General features: G+C 67.5%; 29 protein-coding genes, 1 pseudogene and 1 riboswitch. Of the genes and pseudogenes, 15 read left to right on the forward strand and 15 right to left on the reverse strand.

Annotation, left to right across the window (positions count from 1 at the left end; translation table 11 throughout):
* Positions 1 to 6: 6 nt before the first annotated feature.
* The 5 genes from V8J38_RS14825 to V8J38_RS14845 all read right to left on the reverse strand — a co-directional run bounded on the left by V8J38_RS14825 (position 7) and on the right by V8J38_RS14845 (position 2,536).
* Positions 7 to 468 (reverse strand): ExbD/TolR family protein, encoded by a 462-nt coding sequence (locus tag V8J38_RS14825; protein ID WP_291777333.1) that lies wholly within the window; start codon positions 466 to 468, stop codon positions 7 to 9.
* Positions 469 to 471: 3 nt separating this feature from the next.
* Positions 472 to 1,224: a protein TolQ gene (gene tolQ / locus V8J38_RS14830; RefSeq protein WP_291777331.1), complete on the reverse strand. Its 753-nt coding sequence runs from the start codon at positions 1,222 to 1,224 to the stop codon at positions 472 to 474.
* Positions 1,225 to 1,348: 124 nt separating this feature from the next.
* The gene (gene ybgC / locus V8J38_RS14835; protein WP_338576751.1) at positions 1,349 to 1,804 is read right to left on the reverse strand and encodes a tol-pal system-associated acyl-CoA thioesterase; all 456 of its coding nucleotides are present in this window, start codon (positions 1,802 to 1,804) and stop codon (positions 1,349 to 1,351) included.
* 3 nt (positions 1,805 to 1,807) lie between these two features.
* Positions 1,808 to 2,164, reverse strand: a complete 357-nt coding sequence (locus V8J38_RS14840; RefSeq protein ID WP_338576754.1) for a hypothetical protein — start codon at positions 2,162 to 2,164, stop codon at positions 1,808 to 1,810.
* Positions 2,165 to 2,326: 162 nt separating this feature from the next.
* The gene (locus V8J38_RS14845; protein WP_291777321.1) at positions 2,327 to 2,536 is read right to left on the reverse strand and encodes a hypothetical protein; all 210 of its coding nucleotides are present in this window, start codon (positions 2,534 to 2,536) and stop codon (positions 2,327 to 2,329) included.
* 127 nt (positions 2,537 to 2,663) lie between these two features.
* Between V8J38_RS14845 and V8J38_RS14850 the strand changes: the two genes are divergently transcribed.
* The 8 genes from V8J38_RS14850 (at position 2,664) to ruvB (ending at position 8,051) form a co-directional block, all read left to right on the forward strand.
* Positions 2,664 to 3,437 carry a YebC/PmpR family DNA-binding transcriptional regulator gene (locus tag V8J38_RS14850; RefSeq protein WP_291777318.1) on the forward strand — a complete coding sequence of 258 codons (774 nt, stop codon included), beginning with the start codon at positions 2,664 to 2,666 and terminating at the stop codon, positions 3,435 to 3,437.
* Between the two features lie 123 nt (positions 3,438 to 3,560).
* Positions 3,561 to 4,079, forward strand: a complete 519-nt coding sequence (locus V8J38_RS14855) for a hemerythrin domain-containing protein (protein WP_338576758.1) — start codon at positions 3,561 to 3,563, stop codon at positions 4,077 to 4,079.
* Entirely contained in the window at positions 4,072 to 4,773 is a 702-nt protein-coding gene (locus V8J38_RS14860) for an MgtC/SapB family protein (RefSeq protein ID WP_338576761.1), read from the forward strand. Before V8J38_RS14855 ends, V8J38_RS14860 begins: the two co-directional genes overlap by 8 nt.
* A gap of 59 nt (positions 4,774 to 4,832) precedes the next feature.
* On the forward strand, positions 4,833 to 5,555 hold the full coding sequence (locus V8J38_RS14865; protein ID WP_291777307.1) for an MgtC/SapB family protein: 723 nt from the start codon (positions 4,833 to 4,835) through the stop codon (positions 5,553 to 5,555).
* Between the two features lies 1 nt (position 5,556).
* Positions 5,557 to 5,802 (forward strand): hypothetical protein, encoded by a 246-nt coding sequence (locus tag V8J38_RS14870; protein WP_291777302.1) that lies wholly within the window; start codon positions 5,557 to 5,559, stop codon positions 5,800 to 5,802.
* A 71-nt stretch (positions 5,803 to 5,873) separates the two neighbouring features.
* The gene (ruvC, locus tag V8J38_RS14875; protein WP_291777299.1) at positions 5,874 to 6,386 is read left to right on the forward strand and encodes a crossover junction endodeoxyribonuclease RuvC; all 513 of its coding nucleotides are present in this window, start codon (positions 5,874 to 5,876) and stop codon (positions 6,384 to 6,386) included.
* Positions 6,383 to 7,009 (forward strand): Holliday junction branch migration protein RuvA, encoded by a 627-nt coding sequence (gene ruvA / locus V8J38_RS14880; protein ID WP_338576764.1) that lies wholly within the window; start codon positions 6,383 to 6,385, stop codon positions 7,007 to 7,009. The genes ruvC and ruvA overlap by 4 nt, the downstream gene beginning before the upstream one ends.
* Positions 7,010 to 7,019: 10 nt before the next feature.
* A complete protein-coding gene (ruvB, locus tag V8J38_RS14885) occupies positions 7,020 to 8,051 on the forward strand; it encodes a Holliday junction branch migration DNA helicase RuvB (protein ID WP_291777293.1) in 1,032 nt (343 codons plus the stop codon).
* Between the two features lie 6 nt (positions 8,052 to 8,057).
* Here ruvB and V8J38_RS14890 read toward each other — a convergent pair whose 3' ends face one another.
* Together V8J38_RS14890 and V8J38_RS14895 are read right to left on the reverse strand one after the other, a co-directional pair.
* Complete coding sequence (locus V8J38_RS14890; protein ID WP_338576766.1) at positions 8,058 to 8,903, reverse strand: ribokinase; 846 nt, start codon at positions 8,901 to 8,903, stop codon at positions 8,058 to 8,060.
* On the reverse strand, positions 8,900 to 9,835 hold the full coding sequence (locus tag V8J38_RS14895; protein ID WP_338576768.1) for a nucleoside hydrolase: 936 nt from the start codon (positions 9,833 to 9,835) through the stop codon (positions 8,900 to 8,902). The genes V8J38_RS14890 and V8J38_RS14895 overlap by 4 nt, the downstream gene beginning before the upstream one ends.
* Positions 9,836 to 9,946: 111 nt before the next feature.
* Here V8J38_RS14895 and V8J38_RS14900 point away from each other — a divergent pair, with 111 nt between their 5' ends.
* Positions 9,947 to 10,618, forward strand: a complete 672-nt coding sequence (locus tag V8J38_RS14900) for a DsbA family oxidoreductase (protein WP_338576769.1) — start codon at positions 9,947 to 9,949, stop codon at positions 10,616 to 10,618.
* A 110-nt stretch (positions 10,619 to 10,728) separates the two neighbouring features.
* Here the strand turns inward: V8J38_RS14900 and V8J38_RS14905 are convergent, their stop codons facing one another.
* The 4 genes and pseudogenes from V8J38_RS14905 to thiC form a co-directional block, all read right to left on the reverse strand.
* On the reverse strand, positions 10,729 to 11,607 hold the full coding sequence (locus tag V8J38_RS14905; RefSeq protein WP_338576771.1) for a hypothetical protein: 879 nt from the start codon (positions 11,605 to 11,607) through the stop codon (positions 10,729 to 10,731).
* A gap of 82 nt (positions 11,608 to 11,689) precedes the next feature.
* Positions 11,690 to 12,835, reverse strand: a pseudogene (locus tag V8J38_RS14910) (P-loop ATPase, Sll1717 family); the annotation flags it as partial.
* Positions 12,836 to 12,859: 24 nt separating this feature from the next.
* The gene (locus V8J38_RS14915) at positions 12,860 to 13,987 is read right to left on the reverse strand and encodes a hypothetical protein (protein WP_338576775.1); all 1,128 of its coding nucleotides are present in this window, start codon (positions 13,985 to 13,987) and stop codon (positions 12,860 to 12,862) included.
* Between the two features lie 186 nt (positions 13,988 to 14,173).
* Positions 14,174 to 16,081, reverse strand: coding sequence for a phosphomethylpyrimidine synthase ThiC (gene thiC / locus V8J38_RS14920; RefSeq protein ID WP_338576777.1), 1,908 nt, complete (start codon positions 16,079 to 16,081; stop codon positions 14,174 to 14,176).
* 69 nt (positions 16,082 to 16,150) lie between these two features.
* Positions 16,151 to 16,260: riboswitch (TPP riboswitch) on the reverse strand.
* A gap of 273 nt (positions 16,261 to 16,533) precedes the next feature.
* Between thiC and V8J38_RS14925 the strand changes: the two genes are divergently transcribed.
* Positions 16,534 to 17,196 carry an aspartate/glutamate racemase family protein gene (locus V8J38_RS14925; RefSeq protein WP_338576780.1) on the forward strand — a complete coding sequence of 221 codons (663 nt, stop codon included), beginning with the start codon at positions 16,534 to 16,536 and terminating at the stop codon, positions 17,194 to 17,196.
* 13 nt (positions 17,197 to 17,209) lie between these two features.
* Here V8J38_RS14925 and V8J38_RS14930 read toward each other — a convergent pair whose 3' ends face one another.
* Complete coding sequence (locus V8J38_RS14930; protein WP_338576783.1) at positions 17,210 to 17,494, reverse strand: hypothetical protein; 285 nt, start codon at positions 17,492 to 17,494, stop codon at positions 17,210 to 17,212.
* Between the two features lie 93 nt (positions 17,495 to 17,587).
* On the opposite strand from V8J38_RS14930, the gene V8J38_RS14935 reads away from it, so the two are divergent.
* From V8J38_RS14935 to V8J38_RS14945, 3 genes are read left to right on the forward strand one after another with little or no spacing between them, the layout of a single operon-like run.
* Positions 17,588 to 18,370 (forward strand): ribonuclease T2 family protein, encoded by a 783-nt coding sequence (locus V8J38_RS14935; RefSeq protein WP_338576786.1) that lies wholly within the window; start codon positions 17,588 to 17,590, stop codon positions 18,368 to 18,370.
* A gap of 46 nt (positions 18,371 to 18,416) precedes the next feature.
* Positions 18,417 to 18,794: a hypothetical protein gene (locus V8J38_RS14940; protein ID WP_338576788.1), complete on the forward strand. Its 378-nt coding sequence runs from the start codon at positions 18,417 to 18,419 to the stop codon at positions 18,792 to 18,794.
* 17 nt (positions 18,795 to 18,811) lie between these two features.
* The gene (locus V8J38_RS14945) at positions 18,812 to 19,594 is read left to right on the forward strand and encodes a TonB family protein (protein WP_338576791.1); all 783 of its coding nucleotides are present in this window, start codon (positions 18,812 to 18,814) and stop codon (positions 19,592 to 19,594) included.
* Positions 19,595 to 19,609: 15 nt separating this feature from the next.
* Here V8J38_RS14945 and V8J38_RS14950 read toward each other — a convergent pair whose 3' ends face one another.
* From V8J38_RS14950 to V8J38_RS14960, 3 genes are all read right to left on the reverse strand, one after another.
* Positions 19,610 to 20,713, reverse strand: coding sequence for a hypothetical protein (locus V8J38_RS14950; RefSeq protein WP_338576794.1), 1,104 nt, complete (start codon positions 20,711 to 20,713; stop codon positions 19,610 to 19,612).
* A 92-nt stretch (positions 20,714 to 20,805) separates the two neighbouring features.
* A complete protein-coding gene (locus V8J38_RS14955; protein ID WP_291777252.1) occupies positions 20,806 to 21,573 on the reverse strand; it encodes an ABC transporter permease in 768 nt (255 codons plus the stop codon).
* Positions 21,573 to 22,508 (reverse strand): ABC transporter ATP-binding protein, encoded by a 936-nt coding sequence (locus V8J38_RS14960; RefSeq protein WP_338576798.1) that lies wholly within the window; start codon positions 22,506 to 22,508, stop codon positions 21,573 to 21,575. The genes V8J38_RS14955 and V8J38_RS14960 overlap by 1 nt, the downstream gene beginning before the upstream one ends.
* Before the next feature lie 109 nt (positions 22,509 to 22,617).
* Here V8J38_RS14960 and V8J38_RS14965 point away from each other — a divergent pair, with 109 nt between their 5' ends.
* Positions 22,618 to 23,949: a sorbosone dehydrogenase family protein gene (locus tag V8J38_RS14965; RefSeq protein WP_338576799.1), complete on the forward strand. Its 1,332-nt coding sequence runs from the start codon at positions 22,618 to 22,620 to the stop codon at positions 23,947 to 23,949.
* A gap of 257 nt (positions 23,950 to 24,206) precedes the next feature.
* Positions 24,207 to 26,006 (forward strand): long-chain-acyl-CoA synthetase, encoded by a 1,800-nt coding sequence (locus tag V8J38_RS14970; RefSeq protein WP_338576801.1) that lies wholly within the window; start codon positions 24,207 to 24,209, stop codon positions 26,004 to 26,006.
* The last annotated feature ends 77 nt before the right edge of the window (positions 26,007 to 26,083 follow it).

Raw genomic sequence — 26,083 nt, forward strand, 5'->3', positions numbered from 1 at the left:
GGTCCGTCAGCCCTCCGTCGGCTCGTCGGCGGCGGTGTCGGTGATCAGGTTCAGCTTGGTGAAGCCCGAGGCGGACAGGCGCGCCATCACGCGCGCCACGGCCTGATAGGGGGCGCGGCCGTCTGCGCGGATGAAGATGGCCTTGTCGCGCGCGTTCTCGCCGCCCTCTTCGGCCACGCGCAGGGCCAGCTGCTCCCAGCGGACCTCGCTCTCGCCGATGAAGATGGCGCCGTTCTGGTCGATCGAGACCGTGACCGGCTTGTCGGTCGTCTCGACCGCGCTGGCCTCGGTCTTGGGCAGCTCGACCGGCACCCCGACCGTCAGCAGCGGCGCCGAGATCATGAAGATGATCAGCAGCACCAGCATGACGTCCACCAGCGGCGTGACGTTGATCTCGCTCAGCGGCCGCTTGCGCGCGCGGCGACGACCGCGACCGCCGCTGGAGCCTCCTGCACCACCCATGGCCATGGATCAGGCGCCCCGGCGCAGGTTCAGATCGGAAGACGGCGGCGGCGGCGGCGGCGGGGTCGCCGGCGCGCCCAGGCGTCGCGCGATGGCGGCCTGCAGGTCGTCGGCGAAGGCCTCCAGACGCCCAGTGAACTTGCCCGCCGACACCGAAAAGGCGTTGAAGGCGATATAGGCCGGGATGGCCGCCGCCAGACCGATGGCCGTGGCGAACAGGGCTTCGGCGATGGCCGGGGCCACGGTGGTCAGATTGGTGTTGCCCGCCGCCGCGATGCTGTCGAAGGCGTTCATGATGCCCCAGACCGTGCCGAACAGACCGATGAAGGGCGAGGCGGTGGCGACCACCGACAGCACGCCCAGGCCGTTCTCGATCTTCTGGCTCTCACGGGCGATGACCGAATCCAGGGCGCGGTCGATACGGGCGATCAGCATGGAGCCTTGCGTATCCGTCATCGCGCCGCGCGCGCGGGCCTCGCGCCAGTCCTGCAGGGTCAGGACCAGCATGCGCGGCAGGGGGTCGGCGGGCTGTGGCCCGGCCTGGGCGGCGACCTCCTCCAGGGAGCGGCCGCTCTCGACCTGCTTTTCGAACTCGGTCGCGCGGGCGTTCATGCGCGAGAAGCGCACGGCCTTGTCGATGATGATGGTCCAGGACCAGACCGAGGCCGCGGCCAGGCCGATCATCACCGTCTTGACCACCCAGTCGGCGGTCATGAACAGCTCGATGGGATTCAGCAGGGAGGCGTCGACGGGCGGAGTCATGCGTGGTCCTTGGCGAAGAGTCCGTTTATTCCGCCAGTTGCACCGGGCGGTCGTGGCGGTTTCATGGCGGCGGGTCTAACGGGCGTCGCGGCCCGCGTCATCAGCCTTGAGGCTGACAACCTCGTTATTGCGAGACTTCGCCGGACAGCCAGGGCGTCACCAGTTCGACCAGCCGCCTCGTCGGGCGGCGCGGACGCCCGTCCAGATGGATGCAGACGGCCGTGACGTCGGCCCGGCACAGCACCTCGCCGCCGCGCTCGACCGTCTGGCGGATGATCAGGCGCGGCCCCTTGATCGCCTCATAGCGGGTGCGCACCACCAGGGCGTCGTCGATCCGCGCGGGCTTCAGGTATTTGATCGCCAGGTCCGACACCACGAAAGCCAGCGGCTCGTCCTGCTCCAGCAGGTCGACGTGTCCGACGCCGGCCAGGCGCAGGAAGTCCGATCGTCCCCGCTCGAAGTAGCGGACATAGTTGGCGTGATAGACGAGGCCGGTGAAGTCCGTGTCCTCGTAATAGACCCTCACGGGCAACAGGTGATCGCGGCCGTCGAAGCGGCCGGCGCTGGGTTGGTCGGTCATGATTCAGCTCTTGCCGGAGACGGCGGCGGGCGCGGGGGCGTCGAAGCCCGGACAATAACGCGATTTGAGCGTCGCGAACTCGCCCTTCAGAGGGTCATGGCTCATCAGGATGCGATTGGGGCGCGAGACGAAGGCCACGGCCTCCTTGCTGCCCTTCAACCCCGCATAGCCGCAGGCCGCGCGGCCGCGTCCCGCCTCGACATGCCGCACCTCGGCCAGGGGCCCCATCTGCTCGCGCACCTGGGTCAGGGCGCGTTCGGCCGCCGTCGCCTGGCGCGGTCCGAAGCGCGCGCCCTGGGTCAGGGCGTAGAGGCTGAACCCGCCCAACACGAGGACCGCCACGCCGAGCACGGCGATCATTCGCTCCATCCTGCGGGGATGCGCCAAGGGCGGTCTCCTTACTCGGACAGGAAGAATGACCGGCTTCGCCGGGCAGGTGAAGCCTTTTTTGCGAAAGAGTCGCGGTTCTCCCTCGCCTCTTCGGTCAGGCGGACGGGTTGTTCAATCCGAACCGATAACGGCCTAGTCCCGATCGTAGAGGCGCAGCACCGCCAGGGCGCCGATGGTGGTCAGCACGCCCAGCGCAAACGCGCCGACCAGCGAGCCCGTGGCCGCCGCGGTCGACACCGTGACAGGCCGCTTGGCGTACCACTGGACGATCTCGCCGGCGTGGGCGTGGTCGATGCCCTCGTCATAAGCGTCGTCCAGATAGGTGTCGTCGGCGGCGGCCATCGGCGTCTCCAATTCTTGCCTGCGCATAATCCCCGGCGCGTTCGGGCGGTTCCCCCTCTCGTGACAGAGGAAGCGGCATCCAGTAAAGGGCGCCCTCCAGCATATTTGACTTCGGGCGAGCGACTCCATGGCCGGCCATTCCAAATTCAAGAACATCATGCACCGCAAGGGCCGCGCCGACGCGGTCCGCTCCAAGCTCTTTTCGCGCCTGTCACGGGAAATCACCGTGGCGGCCAAGTCGGGGATGCCCGACCCGGCGATGAACCCGCGCCTGCGTCTGGCGGTGAACAACGCCAAGGCCGAATCGATGCCGAAGGACAACATCGAGCGCGCCATCAAGAAGGCCTCCGGCGGCGAAGTCGATGCGATGGAGGAGATCCGCTATGAGGGCCGCGGCCCCGGCGGCGTCCAGATCATCGTCGAGGTCCTGACCGACAACCGCAACCGCGCCGCTTCGGGCGTGCGCTCGGCCTTCGCCAAGAACGGCGGCGCCCTGGGCGAAAGCGGCTCGGTCACCTTCATGTGGGACCGGGTCGGCAAGATCGACTACCCGGCCGAGGCGGGCACCGAGGACGCCGTCATGGAGGCCGCGATCGAGGCGGGCGCCCAGGACGTCGAGAGCGATCTGGTCAAGCCCGACATCTATGAAGACGCGCCGGGCCACACCATCTGGACCGCCTTCGAGGACCTGAACGAGGTGGCCGAGGCCATGTCCAAGGTGCTGGGCGATCCCAAGTCGACCGCCATCGTGTGGAAGCCGCAGTCGGAGATCGACCTGACCGGCGACCCCGTCGGCGTCCTGTTCAAGCTGCTCGACGCGCTGGACGCCGAGGACGACGTGCAGCAGGTCTATTCCAACGAGAACGTCTCGGACGAGGACGCGGCCAAGTTCGCGGGCTGATCCGCACGCAATGATCCTGACCTCGACGCCCTTCCCCTGCGGGAGCGCGTCGGGGGATCAGGAACCGGACCCGAGTCCGGAAGCTTCTAGCAGATCAAGCCTTGCTGCAAGGAGCCCGTGCTCATGGACATCACCCAACTGATCCTGGACGACCACGCCGAACAGCGAAGGCTCTTCTCCCTGATCGAGGAGATCAACGCGAGCGACGTCGAGGCGCTGGAAGCGGTCTGGGGGCGGTTGTCGGCCTTTCTGGACGCCCACGCGGAAGCCGAGGAACGGCATTTCTATCCCGAACTGCTGAAGCTGGGCGAAGGCGCCAACGACGCCGAGAACGGCACGGTCGAGGGCGAGACCGAGGACGCCATCGAAGACCACAACAAGCTGCGCGACGCGGTCAAGGCGGTGGCGGCGCACAAGGCGGGCGAAAAGGCCTGGTTCGATGCGATCGGCGAGGCCAACGTCATCAACTCCAAGCACATGGGCGAAGAGGAGCGGCAGGGGCTGACCGACTTCCGCCTGAACGCCGATCTGCAGACGCGGCACGACCTGGGCGTGCGCTTCGCCGCCTTTCAGGCCCGCCACATCACCGGGGTGAAGCCGGTCAACAAGGACCCGGAAGGCTACGTCGAGAAACATGGCTGACGCCGCCTGGATTGAAGGCGTCGTCCTGCCCATCGCCGGGGCGCTGATCGCCGGGGGGATGATCGGCTTCGAGCGCGAGTGGCGCGGACGGCCGGCGGGATTCCGCACCCACATCCTGGTCAGCCTGGCGTCCTGCCTGCTGATGTTGGCGGCCATGACCCAGGCCGACTGGGCCTTCCGCGCCCTGCCGGACGAGAACATCGTCACCGACCCGACCCGCATGGCCCACGGGGTGTTGACGGGGATCGGCTTCCTGTGCGCCGGCGTGATCTTCCGCACCGGCTTCTCCATCCACGGCCTGACGACGGCGGCCTCGCTGTGGATCACCTCGGCCATCGGCCTGCTGTTCGGGGCGGGGCTGTTCGCCCTGGGGACGGCGGGGACGGTGATCACCGGCCTGATCCTGGTCGCGCTGAGACTGGTCAGCGCGCGCCTGCCCGACCGCACCCTGACCGACGTCGAGGTGCGCTGGCGCCGGGACGCTCCCTCGCCCGAGGTCGAGGTCGAAGCCGCCCTGCGCGCCGTCGATCCGGCGCCCGCGCATGATCGTTTCGAACTGATCGACGACGGCGCCGTGGTGCGCCGCAGCTGGCGCGTCCGCGCCGAGGGCGAGGCGGCGCTGAAGACCCTGGCGGCGCGGCTGGCCGCCCTGCCCTCCGTCTGCGGCTACGTGCTGGACCCGCGCGACGACTGACGGCTTGCCGGGCGCCCCGGCGCGGTCCAACCTGAGCGGTCGTTGGGAGCGTTTGGACCATGGCGATCGACTGGGGCGTGACGCATTGGGGCGTCGAGGAGCTGAGCCTGATGGCGCCGGTGGCTTCGGCCATGGTCACGGGCGGGCTGATCGGCATCGAGCGGACCTATCACGGCCATCCGGCGGGATTCCGCACCCACATCCTGGTCTGCATGACCTCCTGCGTCCTGATGCTGGCGGCCATGCATCAGGCCAGCTGGGCCTTCGTCGCCCTGCCCGAGCAGCGGCTGGTGATCGACCCGACGCGGATGGCGCACGGCATACTGACCGGCATCGGCTTCCTGTGCGCCGGAGTGATCTTCCGCGAGCGCTTCTCGGTCCACGGCCTGACCACGGCGGCGTCGCTGTGGACCACCTCGGCCATCGGGGTGATGTTCGGCGTCGGGCTGTGGAAGCTGGGGCTGATCGCGGCGGGCGCGACCCTGCTGGTGCTGGCCATCCTGCGCTTTCTCGACGCGCGCCTGCCCCATGTCGGCGTGATGGACGTCACCCTGCGCTGGACGCGCGGCGCGGCGCCGGCCGAGAAGGTCCTGCGCGCCCTTCTGGCCGAGAACGGCCTCAAGCCCACGCGCATCGGCCACGTCGTCAGCCCCGACGGCCAGATCCACGAACACCACGTCAAGGCGCGCGGCCCCATGCCGCTGAAGGTCGACGCCCTGTCCCACGCCCTGGGCGAACAGGCGGGGCTGGCGGGCTTTTCGGTGATGCCCAGAGATGACTGAAATGCACGATAAGGCTCCACCATGGCGCAAGTTCAAGCAGGACGCCCGGGCAGGGCTTTTCCTTCCCATGCTGGGCGGAATCTTCATCGGCAGCGTGAGCGGAATTTTGAATTTCGGTGAAGCAATCCTGACCCGTTCATTTCCTGAAGGCTTCTGGATAGGGACGCTGTTCACCATAATCGCTTTTACGATCAGTGGCCTGATGTGGCTGATACGCCGCGCGATAGCTCGCAATCTCAGATCCTGACTCGATCATTCTATAGACTGACCAAGCACCCGGTCATTGTTCGCTAACCCTCTTTGGGGCAAGAGGAACGGATGGCGAACGAAACGACTCGGATCCTAGGGCTGGACCCCGGCCTGCGCCGCACCGGCTGGGGCGTCATCGAAAGCGAAGGCAGCCGTCTGCGCTGGGTCGCGCACGGCGTCGTCGCGCCCAATGAGAAGGCGCCCTTCTCCGAGCGGCTGCTGCATCTGCTGGAGCAGGTGGGCGAGGTCTGCGCCGCCTATGGTTGCGACGAGGCGGCCATCGAAGAGGTCTTCGTCAACGTCAATCCGGCCTCGACGCTGAAGCTGGGCCATGCGCGGGCGGCCGTCATGCTGGCCCCGGCGCGGGCGGGCCTTTCCGTCGCCGAATACGCCCCGAGCCTGATCAAGAAGGCCGTGGTGGGGGCCGGTCAGGCCGACAAGAGCCAGATCGCCTTCATGGTCAAACGCCTGCTGCCCGCCTCGGGCGATGTGAAGGCTGACGCCGCCGACGCGCTGGCCGTGGCCGTCACCCACGCCCATCATCGCCGGTTCAAGGCGGTCGCGGTGCGAGGCGCGGCATGATCGGCCGTCTGCGTGGAATTCTGGCCGAGGTCGGCGAGGCCGAATGCCTGATCGACTGCGGCGGGGTCGGCTATGTCGCCACCTGCGGGGCGCGGACGCTGGGCCGTCTGCCCGCGCCGGGCGACGAGACCACCCTGTTCATTCACAGCCAGTGGAGCCAGGATCAGGGGCCGCGCCTCTATGGCTTCCTGACCCGCGACGAGCGCAAGGTCTTCAACCTGATGCTGACCATTCAGGGCGTGGGGCCGAAGGCGGCGCTGGGCGTGCTGGACGTGCTGCCGCCCGCCGAACTGGCCGCCGCCGTCGCGCGCGAGGACAAGGCCGCCGTCGGCCGCGCCAACGGCGTGGGGCCCAAGCTGGCCCTGCGCATCGTCACCGAACTGAAGGGCAAGAGCCTGACCGACGGCGCCTTCGCCCCGACCGCGCCGGGCGTCCACGCCGAGGCCGCCGTCATCGCCCCGCCGCCGCCCAGCGTCACGGGCGAGGCGGTCGCCGCCCTGCTGGGGCTGGGCATCGCCGAGGTCAACGCCCGCCGCGCCGTCGATCACGCCCTGATCAAGCTGGGCGAGGAGGCCGAACTGCCGCTGGTCATCCGCACGGCCCTGCAGGAGCTGGGACGGTGAGGGCCGCCGCATGACCGACGACCGCATCATCTCGCCTGCGCCCGCGCCCGGCGAGCAGCACGACCGCGCCCTGCGGCCCCAGACCCTGTCCGAGTTCGTCGGCCAGTCGGCGGCCAAGGGCAATCTGAAGGTCTTCATCGACGCCGCCCGCGCGCGGTCCGAGGCGCTGGACCACGTCCTGCTGTTCGGCCCTCCGGGACTGGGCAAGACGACGCTGGCGCAGATCGTGGCGCGGGAACTGGGCGTGGGTTTCCGCGCCACCTCCGGCCCCATCCTGGCCAAGGCGGGCGACCTCGCGGCCATCCTGACCAACCTCGAACCGCGCGACGTCCTGTTCATCGACGAAATCCACCGCATGGCCCCGCAGGTGGAGGAAATCCTCTATCCGGCGATGGAGGATCATGTGCTGGACCTGATCATCGGCGAGGGGCCGTCGGCGCGCAGCGTGCGCATCGACCTGGCGCCCTTCACCCTGGTCGGGGCGACGACGCGGGCGGGCCTGCTGGCCACGCCGCTGCGCGATCGCTTCGGCATTCCCCTGCGGCTGGAGTTCTATACGCCCGAGGAGCTGACGGCGGTGATCCGCGGCGCGGCGCGCAAGATGGGCGCCGCCATCACCGAGGACGGGGCCATGGAGATCGCCCGCCGCGCGCGCGGCACCCCGCGCATCGCCGGGCGCCTGCTGCGGCGGGTGCGGGACTTCGCGGACGCGGAAGGAACCGCCATCGACCGGCTGGCGGCGGCGCGGGCGCTGGCGCGGCTGGAGGTGGACGAGGCCGGACTGGACAGCCTGGATCGCCGCTTCCTCAAGGCCCTGATCGAGAACTACGGCGGCGGGCCGGTCGGCATGGACACCCTGGCCGCCGCCATCGCCGAGGCGCGCGACGCGGTCGAGGACGTGATCGAGCCCTATCTGCTGCAGCAGGGCTTCATCCAGCGCACGCCGCGCGGCCGCATGGCCTGCGCCCGGGCCTATGAACATCTGGGGCTGGAGACGCCGCAGGCGCCGCCCGCCGCCGCGCCGGACCTGTTCGGGAAGTAGAAGGCCCTACCCCGCCATCAGGGCCTCGACCTCGGCGCGATCGCCCAGCGACGGCTGCGCCCCCGGCCGGGTGGCCGCCAGCGCCCCGGCGGCGCAGGCGAAGTGAAGCGCTGCGTCCGGCTCCATGCCTTCCAGAAGGGCCACGGCGATCGCCCCGACGAAGGCGTCGCCCGCTCCCACCGCGTCTACGGCCGTGATGCGCGGCGGCGTGGCCCAGGCCATCGCCACCCCGCGCCGATACATGACCGCCCCGCGCGCGCCCTTGGTCACGACCACCAGCCCGCCGCCGACGTGCAGGGCGTCGCCGTAGAAGGCGGCCTCCGTCTCATTGACCACCAGCAGGTCGGCGCGACGCAGCAGGGCCTCCGACACCGTCGCGGCAGGCGCCAGGTTGATGCAGACGAAGTCCGTCGCCCGGCCCACCGCCGCCTCCACCGTCTCGATCGGCAGCTCCAGCTGGGCGATCAGCGGCGTCTCGATCCGGGCGGGCAGTTGCTCCGGCGTGACAAAGTGGTTGGCGCCGGCGGCCACGGTGATCTGGTTCTCGCCGGTCGGATCGACAGTGATCAGGGCCACGCCGGTCGGGGCGGCGATGTCCGTCTCCACCCCCGACAGGTCGACGCCGTGCGCCAGCATCAGGGCCACCGCCGCGCCCGACATCTCGTCGTCTCCGACCCGGCCGATCAGCGAGACTTCGGCGCCCAGCCTGCGCGCCGCCAAGGCTTGATTGGCCCCTTTGCCGCCAGGATGGCGCGACAGGGTCGCCCCCGTCACCGTCTCCCCCGGCGCAGGCAGGGACGGCGCCGCCGCCACGAAGTCCAGATTGATCGAGCCGACGACGGTAATCCTCATGCGCCTTCTCCCAGCTTCTCGGTAATCAGGGCGAAGACCCCGGCCGCGTCGGCCTTCGTCGCCCAGAAATGGTTCGCCCCGGCCGCCTCGACGCGGAACTCGACCGCCGTGTGGCCTCGGGTCAGGTCGCTGTCCGTCTCCACCGCGATGCGGCAAGGGGTCAGCTCGAACAGCTCCGGTTTCAGCAGCCAGGCGACGGTGCAGGGGTCGTGCAGCGGCCCCGCGTCCCAGCCCACGATCCGCCGCTCCACCCGCTGGGAGAAGCGCAGCATGGCCGCCGCCGTGCGGGCCGAGGCCGTGGGCAGGGCCTCGATCGCCACGATCCGTTCCTCGGTCGCCCGCACCTGATGGGTGGCGTCCAGCCCCATGACGATCATGCGGCACCCCGAAGCGAAGACCTCGGCCGCCGCGTCCGGGTCGGCCCAGATGTTGAACTCGGCCGAGGCGGTGATGTTGCCGCCTTCCGAGCGCGCGCCGCCCATGGCCACGACCGGCCCCAGATGCGCCGCCATCGCCGGCTCGGCCCGCAGGGCCAGCGCCAGATTGGTCATCGGCCCCATGACGGCCAGCGCCACCGACCCCGCAGGCCGCGCCATCACCAGCCGCACGATGGCCTCAGCCGCCGTTCCCTCTGCCACAGGCGCGGCGGGCTCGAACGGGGTCAGGTCGCCCAGCCCCTCAAGCCCGTGGAACTCGCCCGCCCCGGCCGGATCGCGGCGCAGAGGGCGGTCGGCGCCCGCGAACACCGGCACGTCCTCGCGCCCGGCGATCTGGCGCAGGATGCGGGCGTTGCGTGCGGTCTTTTCGGCGCTGACGTTGCCCCCGACCGTGGTCACGGCCAACAGGTCGAGGTCAGCAGAGGCGAAGGCGGTCAGCAGCCCCGTGGCGTCGTCCACGCCGGGGTCGCAATCAATGATCAGGCTCTGTTTCACCGATCCGGTGTGCCGTTTGGCAGGCCGTGAATCAATGCCCGGCGCGCCTTGCCTCCTTCCGCCGCGCGCCCATATGCTTCGTCACACACGCTGTTCCAGAAAGCCGTCCCCATGACCGACGCCGCCCCGCTCAAGCCGCTGAAGATCGACTTCGTCTCCGACGTCATGTGCCCGTGGTGCGCCGTGGGGCTGGGCGGGCTGGAGCAGGCGCTGGAGCGGCTCCAGGGCGAAGGGATCGCCGCTGACATCGCCTTCCAGCCGTTCGAGCTGAACCCCGACATCGCCCCCGAGGGCGAGAACATGGGCGAGCACCTGGCCCGCAAATACGGCTCCACCCCCGAACAGTCAGCCGCCAACCGCGCCGCCATCACCGCCCGCGCCGCCGAGGTCGGGGTCGAGATGAACTTCCGCGACGACAGCCGCATGTGGAACACCTTCGACGCCCACCGCCTGCTGCACTGGGCCGGTCTGACGGCGCCCGACAAGCAGGCGGCGCTGAAGCACGCCCTGTTCGGCGCCCACTTCACGCAAGGGCGCAACGTCTCGGACGCCGGCGTCCTGACCGAGGCTGCCGAGACCGCCGGGCTGGACCGCGCCGAGGCGGCCGAGGTGCTGGCCTCCGGCCGCTATATGCCGGAGGTCCGCACGGCGCAGGCCCTGTGGCGCGCGCGGGGGATCACCTCCGTCCCCGCCGTGGTGGTGGAGGACAAATATCTGATCTCCGGCGGCCAGCCGACGCAGGTGTTCGTCAACGCCCTGCGCGAGATCGCGGGCAAGGCGTAAGACGCGCCTCTCAAGCCCTCCCCCTCGATGGGGGAGGGTTGGGTGGGGGTGCAGGCTGCCGGGTTCTGTGGCGGGGGCGCAAGAGACGGCGTCTCCAGCGCTCAATCAGGTCACGGCGGGGGCTTCACCCCCATCCCCTGCCCTTCCCCCATCGAGGGGGAAGGGAGATCAGGAAAAACAGAGTCCAATTCGTCTGAATCGTCTGAAATCGCCCCCTCTCCTAGCTCTGCCCCTTCTGGCGCAAGGCGGGCGCTGAGGGCGTTGATGCGGGCCTCGACAGCGCGGCGGCCCACGTGGTCGTCGGGGGCCAGGCGGGCGGCGTCGCGGGCGACGGCGGCGACCGCCTTCATGTCGGCTTCCAGCGTGTCGAGCGGGTCCGGTTCAGGCGCGGGCGGCGGGCTTTCAGGCTCGGCGACGGCCAGCAGGGCCGGGTCGGTCAGCGCCCGCCAGGTGCGCAGCCACGACGCCGCCTCGGCCGCTCGGCCGCGCCGCACCGCCCGGTTCAGCCGCATCAGGGCCTGAGCCGCCATCGCGGCCAGATCGGGGGCGTCCGCCGCCGCATCCTCGACCGGATCGTCCTCGTCAGGCCAGGGATCGGGGTCGCCCGCGTCGCAGCGGCGCCAGCCCTCGCGCGCGGCGCGGGACCGCAGCGTCCCCAGCTTCAGCCCATAGCGCTCGCAGACGGCCTCGGCCGTATCCCCGGCCAGATAGTCGCGCCGCGCCGCCGCCCAGGTCGCCTCCGAGCGGACGCGATAGCCGTCCCGCGGCGCCGGGTCTTCGTAATAATGGCCGCGCGAGGCGTCATCATGGTTCGGAGGGGGCGTCTCGGCCCGCTCGGCGGTCGAGGGCCGCACATGGTCAGGGATGTAGGTGGTGTCGCCGTACTCGTCCTGCTCCCACCGGCCGGAGGCGATGATGCGCGGCGCCTCCTCATGCCAGTCCTTCTGGGACCAGTCCTTCTCCCGCCCGCCCGAAGCCTGATCGTCCATCGCGCCGCCTCCTGCCTGAAAGGCGGAGGATGGAGGACGGGTGCGTCAGGATCGGACGGGTCCGACTTCCTTGCTCAGGCGCCTAATCAGCCAACACCGCAGCCAAGGTGGGGTGAAAAACAATGGCGTCGCCTTTCTCACGAGCCATCAGAGCTTTCATAAACGGACGCTTGAACCCAGCTTCTGATATGAAAGTCGATCCCCGCGAACTCTTAACGCCTATACACCCGGTCCAGATCAAAACATCAATTGTAGGATCGACAAGCTCAGGCTTTTCAACTTTATTGAGAACAGCTTCCTTGAGCTTTTCGAGGCTAACAGCCTCCCCCATACCGGATAACTGAAACAAAAGATCTTGAGCATCGGGTACGATATCCGATAACTCGCGATCGAAGTCTTCCAAGACCTGCCATCCAAGTTCCTCAAGGCCAGCCTCATAGTCGGTTTCGTCAATCTGATCCCTATCGAAAGCTAGCGCTCGCTGCCTCGCTGTCTCAAAAAGGCGGATCAAATACCTGGGGCGCATTAAGGAAGAGTCGAGCAAGAAATCCCGAGCGGTTTTTCCTTGGATCTTTCCCACGCTTATCGAAGACCATACGGCTTCCACGGAAAGAGTGCGGTCAGCAACCTCGTTCATGAGTCGGCGAGTAAACATCCGCCAAAGGAGATCTCTGTCGCTCCACTCGACTGAGCGAGTTGCAAGTTTCCCATAGTCTGCCATCTGAGCGACAACAAATTCTTGAATGTCGCTTCGCACGAAGACGGCCCATTGAAAATCGAGGCCCTGCTTCTCGAACCGGCGGGAGATTTCCTGCAATGACTCGATAAGGCCGACGATTATTGCCGCATCATCGCTCGTAAAGCCGCCAGGCGTCCAGATACGGTCTATGTTGTCAAATAGAAAAGCAACCGTTCCCTTTAGTTTAAGATAAGAAAATATCTCAGACCTAATAGGTCCAATTTCAGACCCATAGACAATTGATAAAGTTTTTGACGAGTCTAGAATACTAACTCCATCCTCGACCTCTTTACTAAATCGCTCAACGATACGATCTGTTAGCCTCCTCAAGCGCTCCGAGAAATCACCAGACCCCGTATCAACTCTTGCATTAAACAATTCTTCAAGTCGGTCATATTTTGCTAAAAGATCGCTATCTCGACTTGCTCTTATTCTGTCTTTTTCAAGTATCTTATACGCTATTTCGAGCCAAAAAATGTATTCCCAGAAAGTAGCAAGGAATTCTTTTCTGGTTCAAGCCGACAGAGATGAAAGGGCAAACTCCTTCAATTTAAGAAGCTGGTAACCCTCAGGCTGAAGATCTACTACGATATTATTTTTATCGGCCCTTATTCGATCCCTAGATCTAATGAATACTGCCGTTTTCCCACTTCCCTTTCGCCCCGACAGAAGGTTCGCGTCACCTCTAATTGTGGCTGTGTATTCCTCAGTTTCCAAGAAATAGTCACCTAGCGCGCCCATCTCGTTCTCGGCAGCAGGGTCGCCACAATAAACTTGCGACAAGAGCCCTGCAGGAGCGGGTTCAAAAGCGGCATAATCAAGCGAGCTAGTGTCAATTTCCTCTTTAAGGGCCATCACCAAGGCCCCGATGTCTGAGTTCTCCGATACTCGAGTTGAAATCTCGTCCAGATCCAGGGGGAGGCGAAGGTCGTTGGCGGCGATCAGGCGGAACGGGACGTCAAAGCCTCGCGCGAGCCCGATCACAAATGCGGCGCGCTGGTTTTGCCTTGTCGCATGGGGAACTTGGTCTGAATGCCATGTGGCAATAACGCCAAAGGAAGCAGCAACCTGAGAGTGAGCCTCCGAAGCCGTTAGCCGATCAACTTCCTTGGGGTTAAAGGTTCTAAACCTAAGCCGCGCTCTCTTTTTAATAGCGCTTGATAATTTGATTAGAGCATCTTCACTCGATGAAGGCTGAACGAAATACAAAGGTTGAGCGTAATTTTTCTTTGGCTTAGGCCATCCAGCAGCCTTCGCCTCTGCCTTCACTAGGACATCTACCAGAGACGGCTCGTCGTAGTATGTCGAGTGCCCAACATTATGAAGCAAGCCGACCGCTTCCACCTCAGCCCAATTACTGGCTGCATAACGCACGAGGTAGACGGGCTTTCCCAGAGAGATTGCGTACGCGATTTCAAATGTTACGTTATGATTTACTGCTGATATGTCTGCAAAAACAGCATCAGCTTCTTCAACCCAACCAGCGACGCCACGATCTATTGGTTGCCCGGAAAGATCTCGAACTTTCCACGGCACAAAATTGGCTTCTGAGGTCGACGCTTTCTTGCACGCGGACTGTATGGTCGACGAGATTAGCGGATCACCGCCCGCGAAGGCGAAAAATATGGTCTTTGTGGTCATCGAGATTCCCCCAACACCGGTATCCTGACGTCATGGTGATGGACGTCAAGCGCAGCTGAGGCTTCATGCCGAACGCCGTTGGGGACGAAAATAATCGATTTGCGCTTTGCGAAAGTCGGACGCGAGATTGTCAAGGTCGCCTCGCGTCCAAAGCACACATCCCAGCCTAGGCCGAGTGTGACGCTCTTAAACCTTCACCTCGATCTCCCCGCCCCCGGCCCTGAACTTGGCGCTCATCTCGGCCATGCCCGCCTCGGCGTCCGTCAGGCTCGCGCCCGCGTCGTTCTGGGCCTTGGCGGCGTCGCGGATGTCCTGGCTGATCTTCATGCTGCAGAACTTGGGGCCGCACATGGAGCAGAAGTGGGCGGTCTTGTGCGCCTCCTTCGGCAGGGTCTCGTCGTGGAATTTGCGGGCGGTCTCGGGGTCCAGGGAGAGGTTGAACTGGTCCTCCCAGCGGAACTCGAAGCGGGCCCTGGAGAGGGCGTCGTCGTGAGCGCGGGCGCCGGGGTGGCCCTTGGCCAGGTCGGCGGCGTGGGCGGCGATCTTGTAGGTGATGACGCCGTCCTTGACGTCCTGACGGTCCGGCAGGCCCAGATGCTCCTTGGGCGTGACGTAGCAGAGCATGGCCGTGCCGAACCAGCCGATCATGGCCGCGCCGATGGCGCTGGTGATGTGGTCGTATCCGGGGGCGATGTCGGTGGTCAGGGGCCCGAGCGTATAGAAGGGCGCCTCGTGGCAGTGCTTGAGCTGCTCGTCCATGTTGGCCTTGATCTTGTGCATCGGCACGTGGCCGGGGCCTTCGATCATGACCTGACAGCCCTTGGCCCAGGCGATCTTGGTCAGTTCGCCCAGGGTGCGCAGTTCGGCGAACTGGGCCTCGTCGTTGGCGTCGGCGATGGAGCCGGGGCGCAGGCCATCGCCGAGCGAGAAGGAGACATCATAGGCGCGCATGATGTCGCAGATGTCCTCGAAATGCTCGTAGAGGAAGCTCTCCTTGTGGTGGGACAGGCACCACTTGGCCATGATGGAGCCGCCGCGCGAGACGATGCCGGTCACGCGCTTGGCCGTCAGCGGCACGAAGGGCAGGCGCACGCCCGCGTGGATGGTGAAGTAGTCCACGCCCTGTTCCGCCTGTTCGATCAGGGTGTCGCGGAAGACTTCCCATGTCAGATCCTCGGCGACGCCGTTCACCTTCTCCAGCGCCTGATAGATGGGGACGGTGCCGATGGGGACGGACGAGTTGCGGATGATCCAGTCGCGGATGTTGTGGATGTTGCGGCCGGTCGACAGGTCCATGACGTTGTCGGCGCCCCAGCGGGTGGCCCAGACCAGCTTGTCGACCTCGTCATCGACGGACGAGAGGACGGCGGAGTTGCCGATGTTGGCGTTGATCTTCACCAGGAAGTTGCGGCCGATGATCATCGGTTCGACTTCGGGGTGGTTGATGTTGTGCGGGATGATGGCGCGGCCGCGGGCGATCTCCTGACGGACGAACTCGGGCGTGACGAAGTCGGGGATCGAGGCGCCGAAGTCTTCGCCGTCGCGGATGCAGGGGGCGGTCTGTTCGCGGCGCAGGTTCTCGCGGATGGCGACGTATTCCATCTCGGGCGTGATGATGCCCGCCCTGGCGTATTCGTACTGGGTGACGGGACGGCCCTCGACGCCCTTGAACACGCGGTGGTTGGAGACGTCGAAACGGGGGGCGAGGTGCTTGCCGCTAGCGTGGCCATTGTCCTCGGGCTTGACCTCGCGCGGGTTCAGGACAGGAGCGATGTCGCCGCGGTCCAACTGCCACGACGACTTCACGCGCGGCAGGCCCTTCTTGATGTCGATGGTCACGGACGGGTCGGTGTAGGGGCCGGAGGAGTCGTACATCGTCACCGGCGGCTCATTGGCGGACGGGTGGACGGCGACCTCGCGGAAAGGGACGCGGATGTCGGGGAAGAGCTCGCCCGCGACATAGATCTTCTGGCTGCCCGCGCGGGGGCCGGTGGGGATGGCGCCGTGCTCGGACGCGACTTCCTTGCGGGCGTCGGCGAGGGCCAGATCGACCTGCGGCTCGTGCGGCGGTTCGTTGGAAACGTGGATATTCATTGTGGCGGCCTCCTGCGAGAAGAGGTCCGCCGGCGCGGTTTGAGCGCCCCCTACGCCGGACTTCGGGCGTCGAAAGCGGTGAACTCGTCCCTTCGCCGGCATGACCCGGATCAGGTTCGACGGGTCAGAGGAGAAACCTCAATCTCAGCCGCTCGATTGCGACCCCCCGGAGAACGCGACAAGCCTAGCCCGTTTGCGGGGCGGGTCAAGCGAAGCGATGTGGGGAAGAGAGGGGGCGGCCCGGCTTCTCAGTCGGGGGGGCGTTAAGGCCGGGCCGCCGCAGACTTCGTCGGGGTTGGGGGGGCGTCCGACGTGTCCGATTGCACAATCCCCGGCCGCGCGGTTGGTTCCGCCCGTTTCAGCGTGTTAACGCTCTTTGTCGAACAATAATCATTTTTCCCTCTGCGCCCGTTTTACTTGGGATCGCGGGGGTTCAGCAGGACAGTAGAAGCATGGCGCGCGTTCTGGGCGTTCTGGGCGGCATGGGGCCGGCGGCGACGACAGCCTTTCTGGCGCGGGTGCAGGCCCTGACCCCGGCGACGGGCGACGAGGACCACATCCGCATCATCGCCGACATCAACCCCCAGGTGCCCAATCGCCATACTCAGCCCGAGGCGGCGGGCCGGACGCTGGGCCAGATGGCGCGGGCGCTGAAAACGGCGGGCGCGCAGGTGCTGGCCATGCCGTGCAACACGGCCCACGCCCATGCCGACGCCATCCGCGCGGCGGGCCTGCCCTTCATCGACATGATCGCCGAGACCGCGAAGGCGGCGGGCGCGACCGGAGCGCGACGGGTCGGGGTGCTGGCCACGCCGGGCGCCTCGCGCCTCTACGCCGAGGCCCTGGCCGCCCAGGGGCTGGAGAGGGTCGCCCCCTCCCCGGCCGAGGGCGAGCGCTTCATGCAGGTGGTGTTCGGGGTCAAGGCCGGCGACGTCGGCGCAGACCAGCGCGCAGCCATGCGCGACCTGGCGAAGGCGCTGATCGCGGCGGGGGCCGAGGCGGTGATCGGCGGCTGCACCGAGGTGCCGCTGCTGCTGGATCAGGGCGATGTCGAGGCGCCGCTGATCGACTCGGCCGAAGTGCTGGCGCAGGCGTGCGTCGCGGCGTGTCGCTGAGAGGATCAGAGACCTAGTCCTCCGCCTTCCTGCCCATCAGGGGCGACAACAGGCTGTTGACCTCGTCCATCTGGCCGTGGCCGACGGCAGCGCGTTTCTCCAGGGCGGCGGCGCGCACCGCCAGGGCGCGAGCCTTCTCGGCGCGGGGATCGTGCTCCGGCGCCGAGGCCAGGGTCGGCAGACGCACCTGCAACTCCGCCAGAAGGTCGTCGAAGCGCGCCTGGTTCATGGTCTCGCCCTGCTCGAACAGGGCGATGGCTTCCTCGAGGGCGGCTTCGAAGGCGGCTTGATCGGGCATGGACTCATCCTCTTATGCTTACGCTTATCAATGAGCGGGGCCGGGCGCCGGTTCCGCCTTGGCCGTCGATCACGCAGGGTTTACGAGACCGCCATGCGCCCTCTTTTCGTCTCCGCCGCCCTGATGGTCCTGCTGACCGCCTGCACCGCCTCGCAGGAGGCGACGCCGGAGCGGACCGAGGCCGCAGGCGCCGTCTGCGACGTGCCGGACGACCTGCGCCCCGCCCGCCCCTATCGCATCCCGCAGGGCGAGGCAGCGCCGGACGTGCCGGTCGCCTTCAACATGCTGGCGGTCAGCTGGTCGCCTCAGGCGTGCCGCAGCGGCAAGGACTATCCCGACGAACGCTATCAGTGCGCCGGCAACCAGTTCGGCCTGACCCTACACGGGCTGTGGCCCAACGGCGCCGACAACAGGCACCCGCGCTACTGCGCCGCGCCCGGTCCGGCCATTCCGGTCGAGACGGTGCGGCGGCATTTCTGCATGACGCCCTCGCCCAGCCTGCAGCAGCACGAGTGGGCCGCGCACGGGACCTGCGGCTGGGACAGCCCCGAGGCCTATTTAGCCCAGGCGGCGAGGATGTGGGACGGACTGAACAAGCCGGACCTGGAAGTCATCCCGGCCCAGCGCCTGACCGCCGGCGCGATCCGCGACGCCTTCGTCGCCGCCAATCCCGGCTTCCCGCGCGAGGGGGTCTTCATCGCCACCACGGACGGCTGGTTCCGCGAGGCGCGGCTCTGCTATTCCAAGGACTATCGGCCGATGCGCTGCCCTCGCGGCCTGGGTGCGCCGGATCGCGAGCGGCTGAAGCTGGCCCCCAGAGGCGTCCAGACCGGCGCCCAGACCGGCGCCCGGCAAGGCGCGCAAACGGGCGGTTAACCAAAGCAGGGTCAGGCTGCGGCTTGCTGTTTCGCCCGAGGCCGTCATGTCGACCATGCTGACCCAGTCCCGCCGTCGTTCCAGCGACCATTTCCAGCCCGAGGACATGGAGCCGCAGGAGCAGCGCCGCCTGCGCGGCCTGCTGGAGCAGATCGACTACGCCGCCTATGTCGCCAACCGCGAACTGATCGGCCACGCCCTGGCCCAGGCCGACGTCGCCGCCTTTCAGAAACTGGCGGTGCTGACGGCCCAGGCGCGAGCGCGCTGGGGCGCCGAGGCCATCCGCCTGGCCGAATCCGGTGCACCGGCCACCCCCGATCAGGTCGCCCGCCTGACCGCAGCCCGCACCGCCTATGACGAGCTGAGCGAGGCCTTCGACGCCCTGCGCCGGATGGTGGAACGGGGCTATCTGCCGCTGAAATAGCCAAGAAGGTCGACCCGATGCGCGCGATCATCCTGCTCGCCCTGCCCCTACTGCTCGCCGGGGCGCCCGCCCAGGCGCAGGTGACGGATGGCTGGGATATGGCCCAGACCGACAAAGGGCCGAGCGCCAGCATCAGCTATGAAGGCGGACAAAGCCTCATCCTGCGCTGCTTCAACAACAGACTGGAGGCCCTGCTGGTCGGCTTTCCTGTCGAAGCCGCTCCCGGCCTGCGGCCCCTGACCTGGACGCAGAACGGGCAGGAGGAGCGTCAGACCTGGATCAACATCCCCGGACAGGCCGTCATGGCCGCCATCCGGCCGGGCCGAGTCGCCCGACTGTTCCACCAAGGCGGCGACCTGGTCATTCATCCTTCATCCACGACCCCGGTCGAGCCGGGACGGCCCCGAGAGCGTCTCCGACTGCCTCTGCCTTCCGACAACAGCGCCATTGACGCGGTCCGGGACGCTTGCGGGACAGACCCGGATTCAGCGCGTGACGGCTTGCTGGAGACCGAGCCTTCGTTCTCTCGTCCAGCCAGTCTGCGGGAGATTTGGGCCTCCGCTCCCGCGCCCGCCTATCCATCCAGAGCCATGCGACTGAGCCATGGGGAAGTCATCTATAGCTGCATCGTCGCCGCGCAGGGCGCTCTGGAAGACTGTCGCATCGAAACGGAAAATCCCGCGAATGCGGGCTTCGGGGCCGAAGCCCTTAAAGCCTTGCATAGAGCGCGTCTGCGGCTGGGACATGGCGTGGAGCCGGGGCGACTGACGGTCAGCCGCCTAGCCTTCTCCTTACGCTAGGGCTTCGTTTGTCGGTCAGTCCAGTCGCTGGGGCCGGGTGACGATCGGGGCGTTGGGATCGGTCTGGGCCGGTCGGGCCTGGGTCGGCGGCGGGCCGTCGGCCTGGACCGGGACGTCGGGCTGGGGCGCGCCGGGAGGCGTGACGACCACCACCGGCGCGGGCGTCGCGGCGGCCGGGGCCTGTGCGGCGGGGGCCGGAGTCGCGGAGGTCGAGGTCGCAGAGGTCGGTGCCGGAACCGGAACCGGTCGGGATGGAGCGGGCGTCGGGCGCGCGGGCGCAGGCGACGCGGCTGCGGTTCGCGGCGAAGGCGCGCGCGCGACGGGCGCGGCGGCGGGCGTCTCGACGACGGTCGGGGCGGGTTGCGGCGTCGGCGCCGACGTTTCGACAGGGATCGCGGGGGTCTCGACCGCAGGTTCCGTCATGGCGGCAGGCGGCGGTGGCGCGGCGTCGTCCGCGCCCGAACGGGCCAGCAGCCACACCGCCACAGGAACCAGGACGGCGGCGGCCGCCACCCCGGCGTAAAGCGGCCAGCGCGAGCGAGGCTTGGGCGCCAGGGAGGTCGCTGGGGAGGCCGCCATGGCGGCCGGCGGCGCGCCGACGGGCGCGGGCTCGGCCTGGACGAACGACGCCGAAGCGGCTTCCGCCACAGGCGCGGCCGTCGCGGCCGCGACGACAGGCGCGGACTGAGGCGCAGCGTCCGGCAGCGGCCGCGGCGTCAGGTCTGCGGCGGGCGCGGTGGCGGGGGCGGCCTGCGGCGCCGGCGGAGCGGCGGGTTGCGGAGCCGAAGCGGTCGGCGCGGGCTGGCGGCGCGGCACCATGGAGCCGCCGAAGACGCCGGAGGGACGACCCGCGGGCGCGGCCGGGCGAGCGGCGGCAGGCTGAGCCGCCTGCGGGCGCGGCTGCGCAGGCTGGGTCTGGGCGGGCCTGGCCTGCGACGGCTTCGGATGGGGCGGCATGGCGGTCAGGCGGGCCAGACCCTCGTCGCGCGGCAGCGGGCCGACGTGGAAGGCGGCCTGGGGCGGGCGGCCCCAGGTGATCTGGCCCCGGCGGAAGGGTTCGGGCTGCGTTTGCGGCGCCGGATTATCGGTCGTCTGGGGCTTGTCGTCGGCGTCGGACATTCGGTCTCCGGCGCTCAGGCGAGCGCGCATCAGGTCGAAAAGGCGTTAGAGGGCCAGGACGGTGAGCGCCGAGTTCGGCGCTTTCGTGGCCTTCAGTTCTTCAGACGATAGCCCGTCTTGAAGATCCAGCCCACCACCGCCAGACAGGCGAAGAAGAAGCCCAGCGTGGCCAGAAGGCTGACCTGAACGCTGACGTCGCCCACGCCGTAGAAGGCCCAGCGGAAGCCCGAGATCAGATAGACCACCGGGTTGAACAGGGCGAGCGTGCGCCAGCCCTCCGGCAGCATCTCGATCGAATAGAAGGCGCCGCCCAAGAAGGTCAGGGGCGTGACGATCAGCATGGGAATGAACTGGAGCTGCTCGAAATTCTGCGCCCAGACCCCGATGATGAAGCCGAACAGGGCGAAGGTGGTCGAGATCAGGATGAGGAAGGCCAGCATCCAGAAGGGATGCAGGATCTCCAGCGGCACGAAGAAGGCCGCCGTGGCCAGGATGATCAGGCCCAGGATCGCCGACTTGGTCGCCGCCGCCCCGACATAGGCCAGGACGATCTCCAGCGGCGAGACGGGGGCGGACAGGATCTCGTAGATCGTCCCGGTGAACTTGGGGAAGTAGATGCCGAAGGAGGCATTGAAGATCGACTGGGTGAACAGGCTGAGCATGATCAGCCCCGGCACGATGAAGGCGCCGTAGGGGACGCCGTCCACCTCGGTCATGCGGCTGCCGATGGCGCCGCCGAAGACGACGAAGTAGAGCGACGTCGTGATGACCGGCGTCACCAGCGACTGCCACAGCGTGCGCAAGGCCCGCGCCATCTCGAAGCGGTAGATGGCCCAGACGCCATATCCGTTGAAGCTCATCACGCGGCCTCCCGATCCTGATGGACCAGGCCGACGAAGATGTCCTCGAGCGAGCTCTGGCGGGTGCTGAGATCCTTGAAGCCGATGCCGAGGTCCGACAGGCGGCGCATCAGGGACGGGACGCCGGTGCGCTCGGCGTTGGAGTCGAAGACGTATTCGATCTCGCCGCCGTCATTCTTGAGCTCCAGCGGCCAGTCGGCCAGTTCGGGCGGCAAGGCGGCCAGCGGCTCCTGCAGGTTCAGGGTCAGGGTCTTGCGGCCCAGCTTCTGCATCAGGTCGGCGGTCTTCTCGACCAGGATCAGCTCGCCCTTGAGGATGACGCCGACGCGGTCGGCCATCTCCTCGGCTTCCTCGATGTAGTGGGTGGTCAGGATGATGGTCACGCCGCGATCGCGCAGGCGGCGCACCAGGGCCCACATGTCGCGGCGCAGCTCGACGTCCACGCCCGCCGTGGGCTCGTCCAGGAAGAGGATTTCCGGTTCGTGGCTCAGGGCCTTGGCGATCATGACGCGGCGCTTCATCCCGCCGGACAGGGTCATGATCTTGGCGTCCTTCTTGTCCCACAAGGAAAGGTCGCGAAGGATCTGTTCGACATAGGCCGGGTTCGGCGCCTTGCCGAACAGGCCCCGGCTGAAGGTCACGGTGGCCCAGACGGTCTCGAAGGCGTCGGTCGTCAGCTCCTGCGGGACCAGGCCGATGCGGGTGCGGGCGGCGCGGTAGTCGGACTGGATGTCGTGGCCGTCGGCGACGATGGTTCCGCTGGACGGGGTGACGATGCCGCAGACGATGGAGATCATCGTCGTCTTGCCCGCACCGTTCGGACCCAGCAGGGCGAAGATCTCGCCCTTCTCGATCTCCAGATCGACGCGCTTCAGGGCCTGATGGCCGGACTTGTAGGTCTTGGTCAGACCTTCGATGGAAATGACGGCTGGCATGGAGCCCCTCCCGGCTTCGGGGATGGCAGATAGGCAGGGCGCCCCGCCCGCTCAAGGGGGAGGCCCCTTCTGGCGCGAAACGGCGTATGATGAAGGGCAATCGTTCAGGATGTCCGTCATGTCTGTTCGCCCCCTCTTCCTCGCCCTGCCCCTCGTCGCCGCACTCGGTCTGGCGGCCTGCGAGACCGAAAGCATGCTGCCGGAAACGGACGGGTTCGGCGCCGCGCCCAACCTGCCGGCGCCGCAGCCGCAGCGAGTCCCCATGGTGAAGATCGCCCCCGCCGTCGGCTGGCCGGAAGGCCGGACGCCGATCCCAGCGGCGGGGCTGGCGGTGAACGCCTTCGCGACAGGGCTGGACCATCCGCGCTGGCTCTACGTCCTGCCCAACGGCGACGTGCTGGTCGCCGAGTCCCAGGCGCCCGCCAGGCCGAAGGAGAAGAAGGGGGGCCTGCGCGGCTGGATCGAGGGACTGGTGATGGCGCGCGCCGGGTCGGGCGAACGGCCCAGCGCCGACCGCATCAGCCTGCTGCGTGACGCCGACGGCGACGGGACGGCGGAGACGAAGACCGTCTTCCTGGGCGGGCTGACCTCGCCCTTCGGCATGGCCCTGGTCGGAGAGCGGCTGTACGTCGCCAACGCCGACGCCGTGGTCATGGTCCCCTATCAGACAGGCCAGACGCGCATCGACGCGGCTCCGGTCAAGGTCGCGGACCTGCCGGCCGGGCGCAATCACCACTGGACCAAGAGCCTGGCCGCTTCGGCTGACGGGACCAAGCTCTATGTCGGCGTCGGCTCCAATTCCAACATCGGCGAGAACGGGCTGGACGAGGAGGTCGACCGCGCCGCGATCCTTGAGATCGACGCGGCGACGGGGGCGCGTCGCGTCTTCGCCTCGGGGCTGAGAAACCCCGTCGGCCTGGCCTGGAACCCGCAGGACGGCCGCCTGTGGACCTCGGTCAATGAGCGCGACGCCCTGGGGAACGATCTGGTCCCCGACTACATGACCTCGGTCACCCCGGGCGCCTTCTACGGCTGGCCGTGGAGCTATTACGGCCAGAACGTCGACGAGCGGGTGCAGCCCGCCCGGCCCGACATGGTCGCCAGGGCGATCAAGCCCGATTACGCCCTGGGGCCGCACACGGCGTCGCTGGGCCTGACCTTCTATACGGGGACGCTGCTGCCGCAGTGGCGAAACGGGGCGATCATCGGCCAGCACGGCTCGTGGAACCGCAATCCGCCGTCCGGCTACAAGGTCATCTTCGTGCCCTTCCGCGACGGGCGGCCGGACGGGCCGCCGCAGGACGTGCTGACCGGGTTCCGCAATGAGAAGGGCGAGGCCATGGGGCGGCCGGTCGGGGTGGCGGTCGACGGGCGCGGCGCCCTGCTGGTCGCCGACGACGTGGGCGACGCGATCTGGCGCGTGGCGCCCGCCGCGCGCTGAGATGCGGCGGCGGCGTCATCAGTCATGACGACGTTCGTCTGATTTCCTCTGTAGACGACCCCGTGTGAACGCCGCCGTCATTCCAGCATCAGGTTGACGTTGCGTCGGCCTTCGACTTGACCTTACGTCATTGAAAAGCACGCGAAAGCTTGTCTTTTTTCAGAATGACCCGGCCTGCGTCCCCGCCGCCGGTTGACCCGCCGCCCCTCGCCGTCCATCACCGTGGCAAGGGCAAATCGGGAAGAGGCGGCGCACCCATGGGACTGGCGGCAAACATCCGGCGTGACATCAAGTTCGCGAGCGGGCTGTTCCGGCTTCTGAAGCGCATCAAGCCCATCACCCTCGACAGCGACGTCCTGGCCTGTGACGACATCGAGGAGGCGGTCGACAAGTTCGGCCCCAACATCGCCGTCGAGGACGAGACCCGCAAGCTGACCTATCGCGAGTTCGAGGCCCTGGCGAACCGCTACGCCAACTGGGCCAAGAGCCGCAATCTGAAGCGCAGCGACGTCATCGCCCTGGTGATGCACAACCGCGTGGAATACGTCGCGGCCTGGTTCGGCTTCTCCAAGGTCGGGGTGGCCACCGCCCTGATCAACAACAATCTGACCGGCGCGGCCCTGGCCCACTGCCTGACCATTTCGACCGCCTTCAACGTGGTGACGGACGAGGACTGCTGGCAGGCGGTCGAGGACGCGCGCGGCCTGGTCGACCGCAACCTGATGATCTGGGTCCACGGCCTGGGCGAGGAGAATGAGACCAATACGCGCCGCGACCTGGACAACGCCGTGCGCAGCGCCTCCTCGGTTCGGCCCGACCGTTCGCTGCGCCAGGGCATGACCAACCGCGACACGGCCCTTTACATCTACACCTCGGGCACGACGGGCCTGCCGAAGGCGGCGCGGATGCCGCATTCGCGGGTGCGGACCTATATGCGCGCCTTCGCCGGCGCCACGGCCTCGACGACCAGGGACGTGCTGTTCAACGTCCTGCCGCTGTATCACTCGACCGGAGGGCTGGTCGGGGTCGGTTCGGTGCTGCTGAACGGCGGACGGATGGTGACGCGGCGGCGTTTCTCGGCCACCCATTTCTGGCCGGACGTCAAGGCGACGGGCGCGACCATGTTCGTCTATATCGGCGAGCTGTGCCGCTATCTGGTCAACAGCCCGGAACACCCGGACGAGAAGGGCCACAAGCTGCGGCTGGCCTTCGGCAACGGCCTGCGCCCCGACGTCTGGCCCGAGTTCCAGAGCCGCTTCGGCATCAAGGACATTCTTGAGTTCTACGGCTCGACCGAGGGCAACGTCTCCCTGTTCAACTTCGACGGCAAGGCGGGCGCCATCGGTCGGGTGCCGGGCTATCTGAAGTCGCAGATCAATATCCGTCTGATCGCCCTGGACCCCGAGACGGGCGAGCCCCTGCGCGGACCGAACGGTCTGTGCGTTCCGGTCTCCATCGGCGAGACCGGCGAGGCCATCGGCCAGATCGGCAGCGACATCCGCCACGACTTCTCAGGCTACGCCGACAAGAAGGCGTCGGAGAAGAAGATCCTGACCGACGTATTCAAAAAGGGCGACCGCTGGTTCCGCACCGGCGACCTGATGCGCCAGGACCGCGAGGGCTACCTCTACTTCATGGACCGGCTGGGCGACACCTTCCGCTGGAAGGGCGAGAACGTCTCGACCGCCGAGGTCGAACAGCGCCTGTCCGAGGCGCCGGGCGTGCAGGAGGTCATCGCCTATGGAGTCGAGGTGCCCGGCCAGGAGGGCAAGGCGGGCATGGTCGGCCTGGTGCTGGACGGCAAGTTCGACGCCGCCAGCTTCGCCGCCTGGGCTGACGAGCAACTGCCGACCTACGCCCGACCGGTGTTCGTGCGGATGCTGAAGTCGGCCGACACCACCGGCACCTTCAAATACCGCAAGGTCGACCTGGTCGCCGACGGCTTCGACCCGGAAAAGGTCGACGGCGCCGTCTATGTGCGCGGCGGCAAGGCCGGCTATCAGAAGCTGACCGCCAAGGCGCGCGAGAACATCCTCAGCGGCGCGACGCGGCTTTAGATGAAGAGACCCTCTCCCGATGGGAGAGGGCTTGAGCCTCCAAGAGCGCAGCGATTGGAACAGGCGAAAGGGTGAGG

It is taken from the genome of Brevundimonas olei (assembly GCF_037055245.1).
In the GTDB taxonomy this organism is placed as follows: domain Bacteria; phylum Pseudomonadota; class Alphaproteobacteria; order Caulobacterales; family Caulobacteraceae; genus Brevundimonas; species Brevundimonas olei.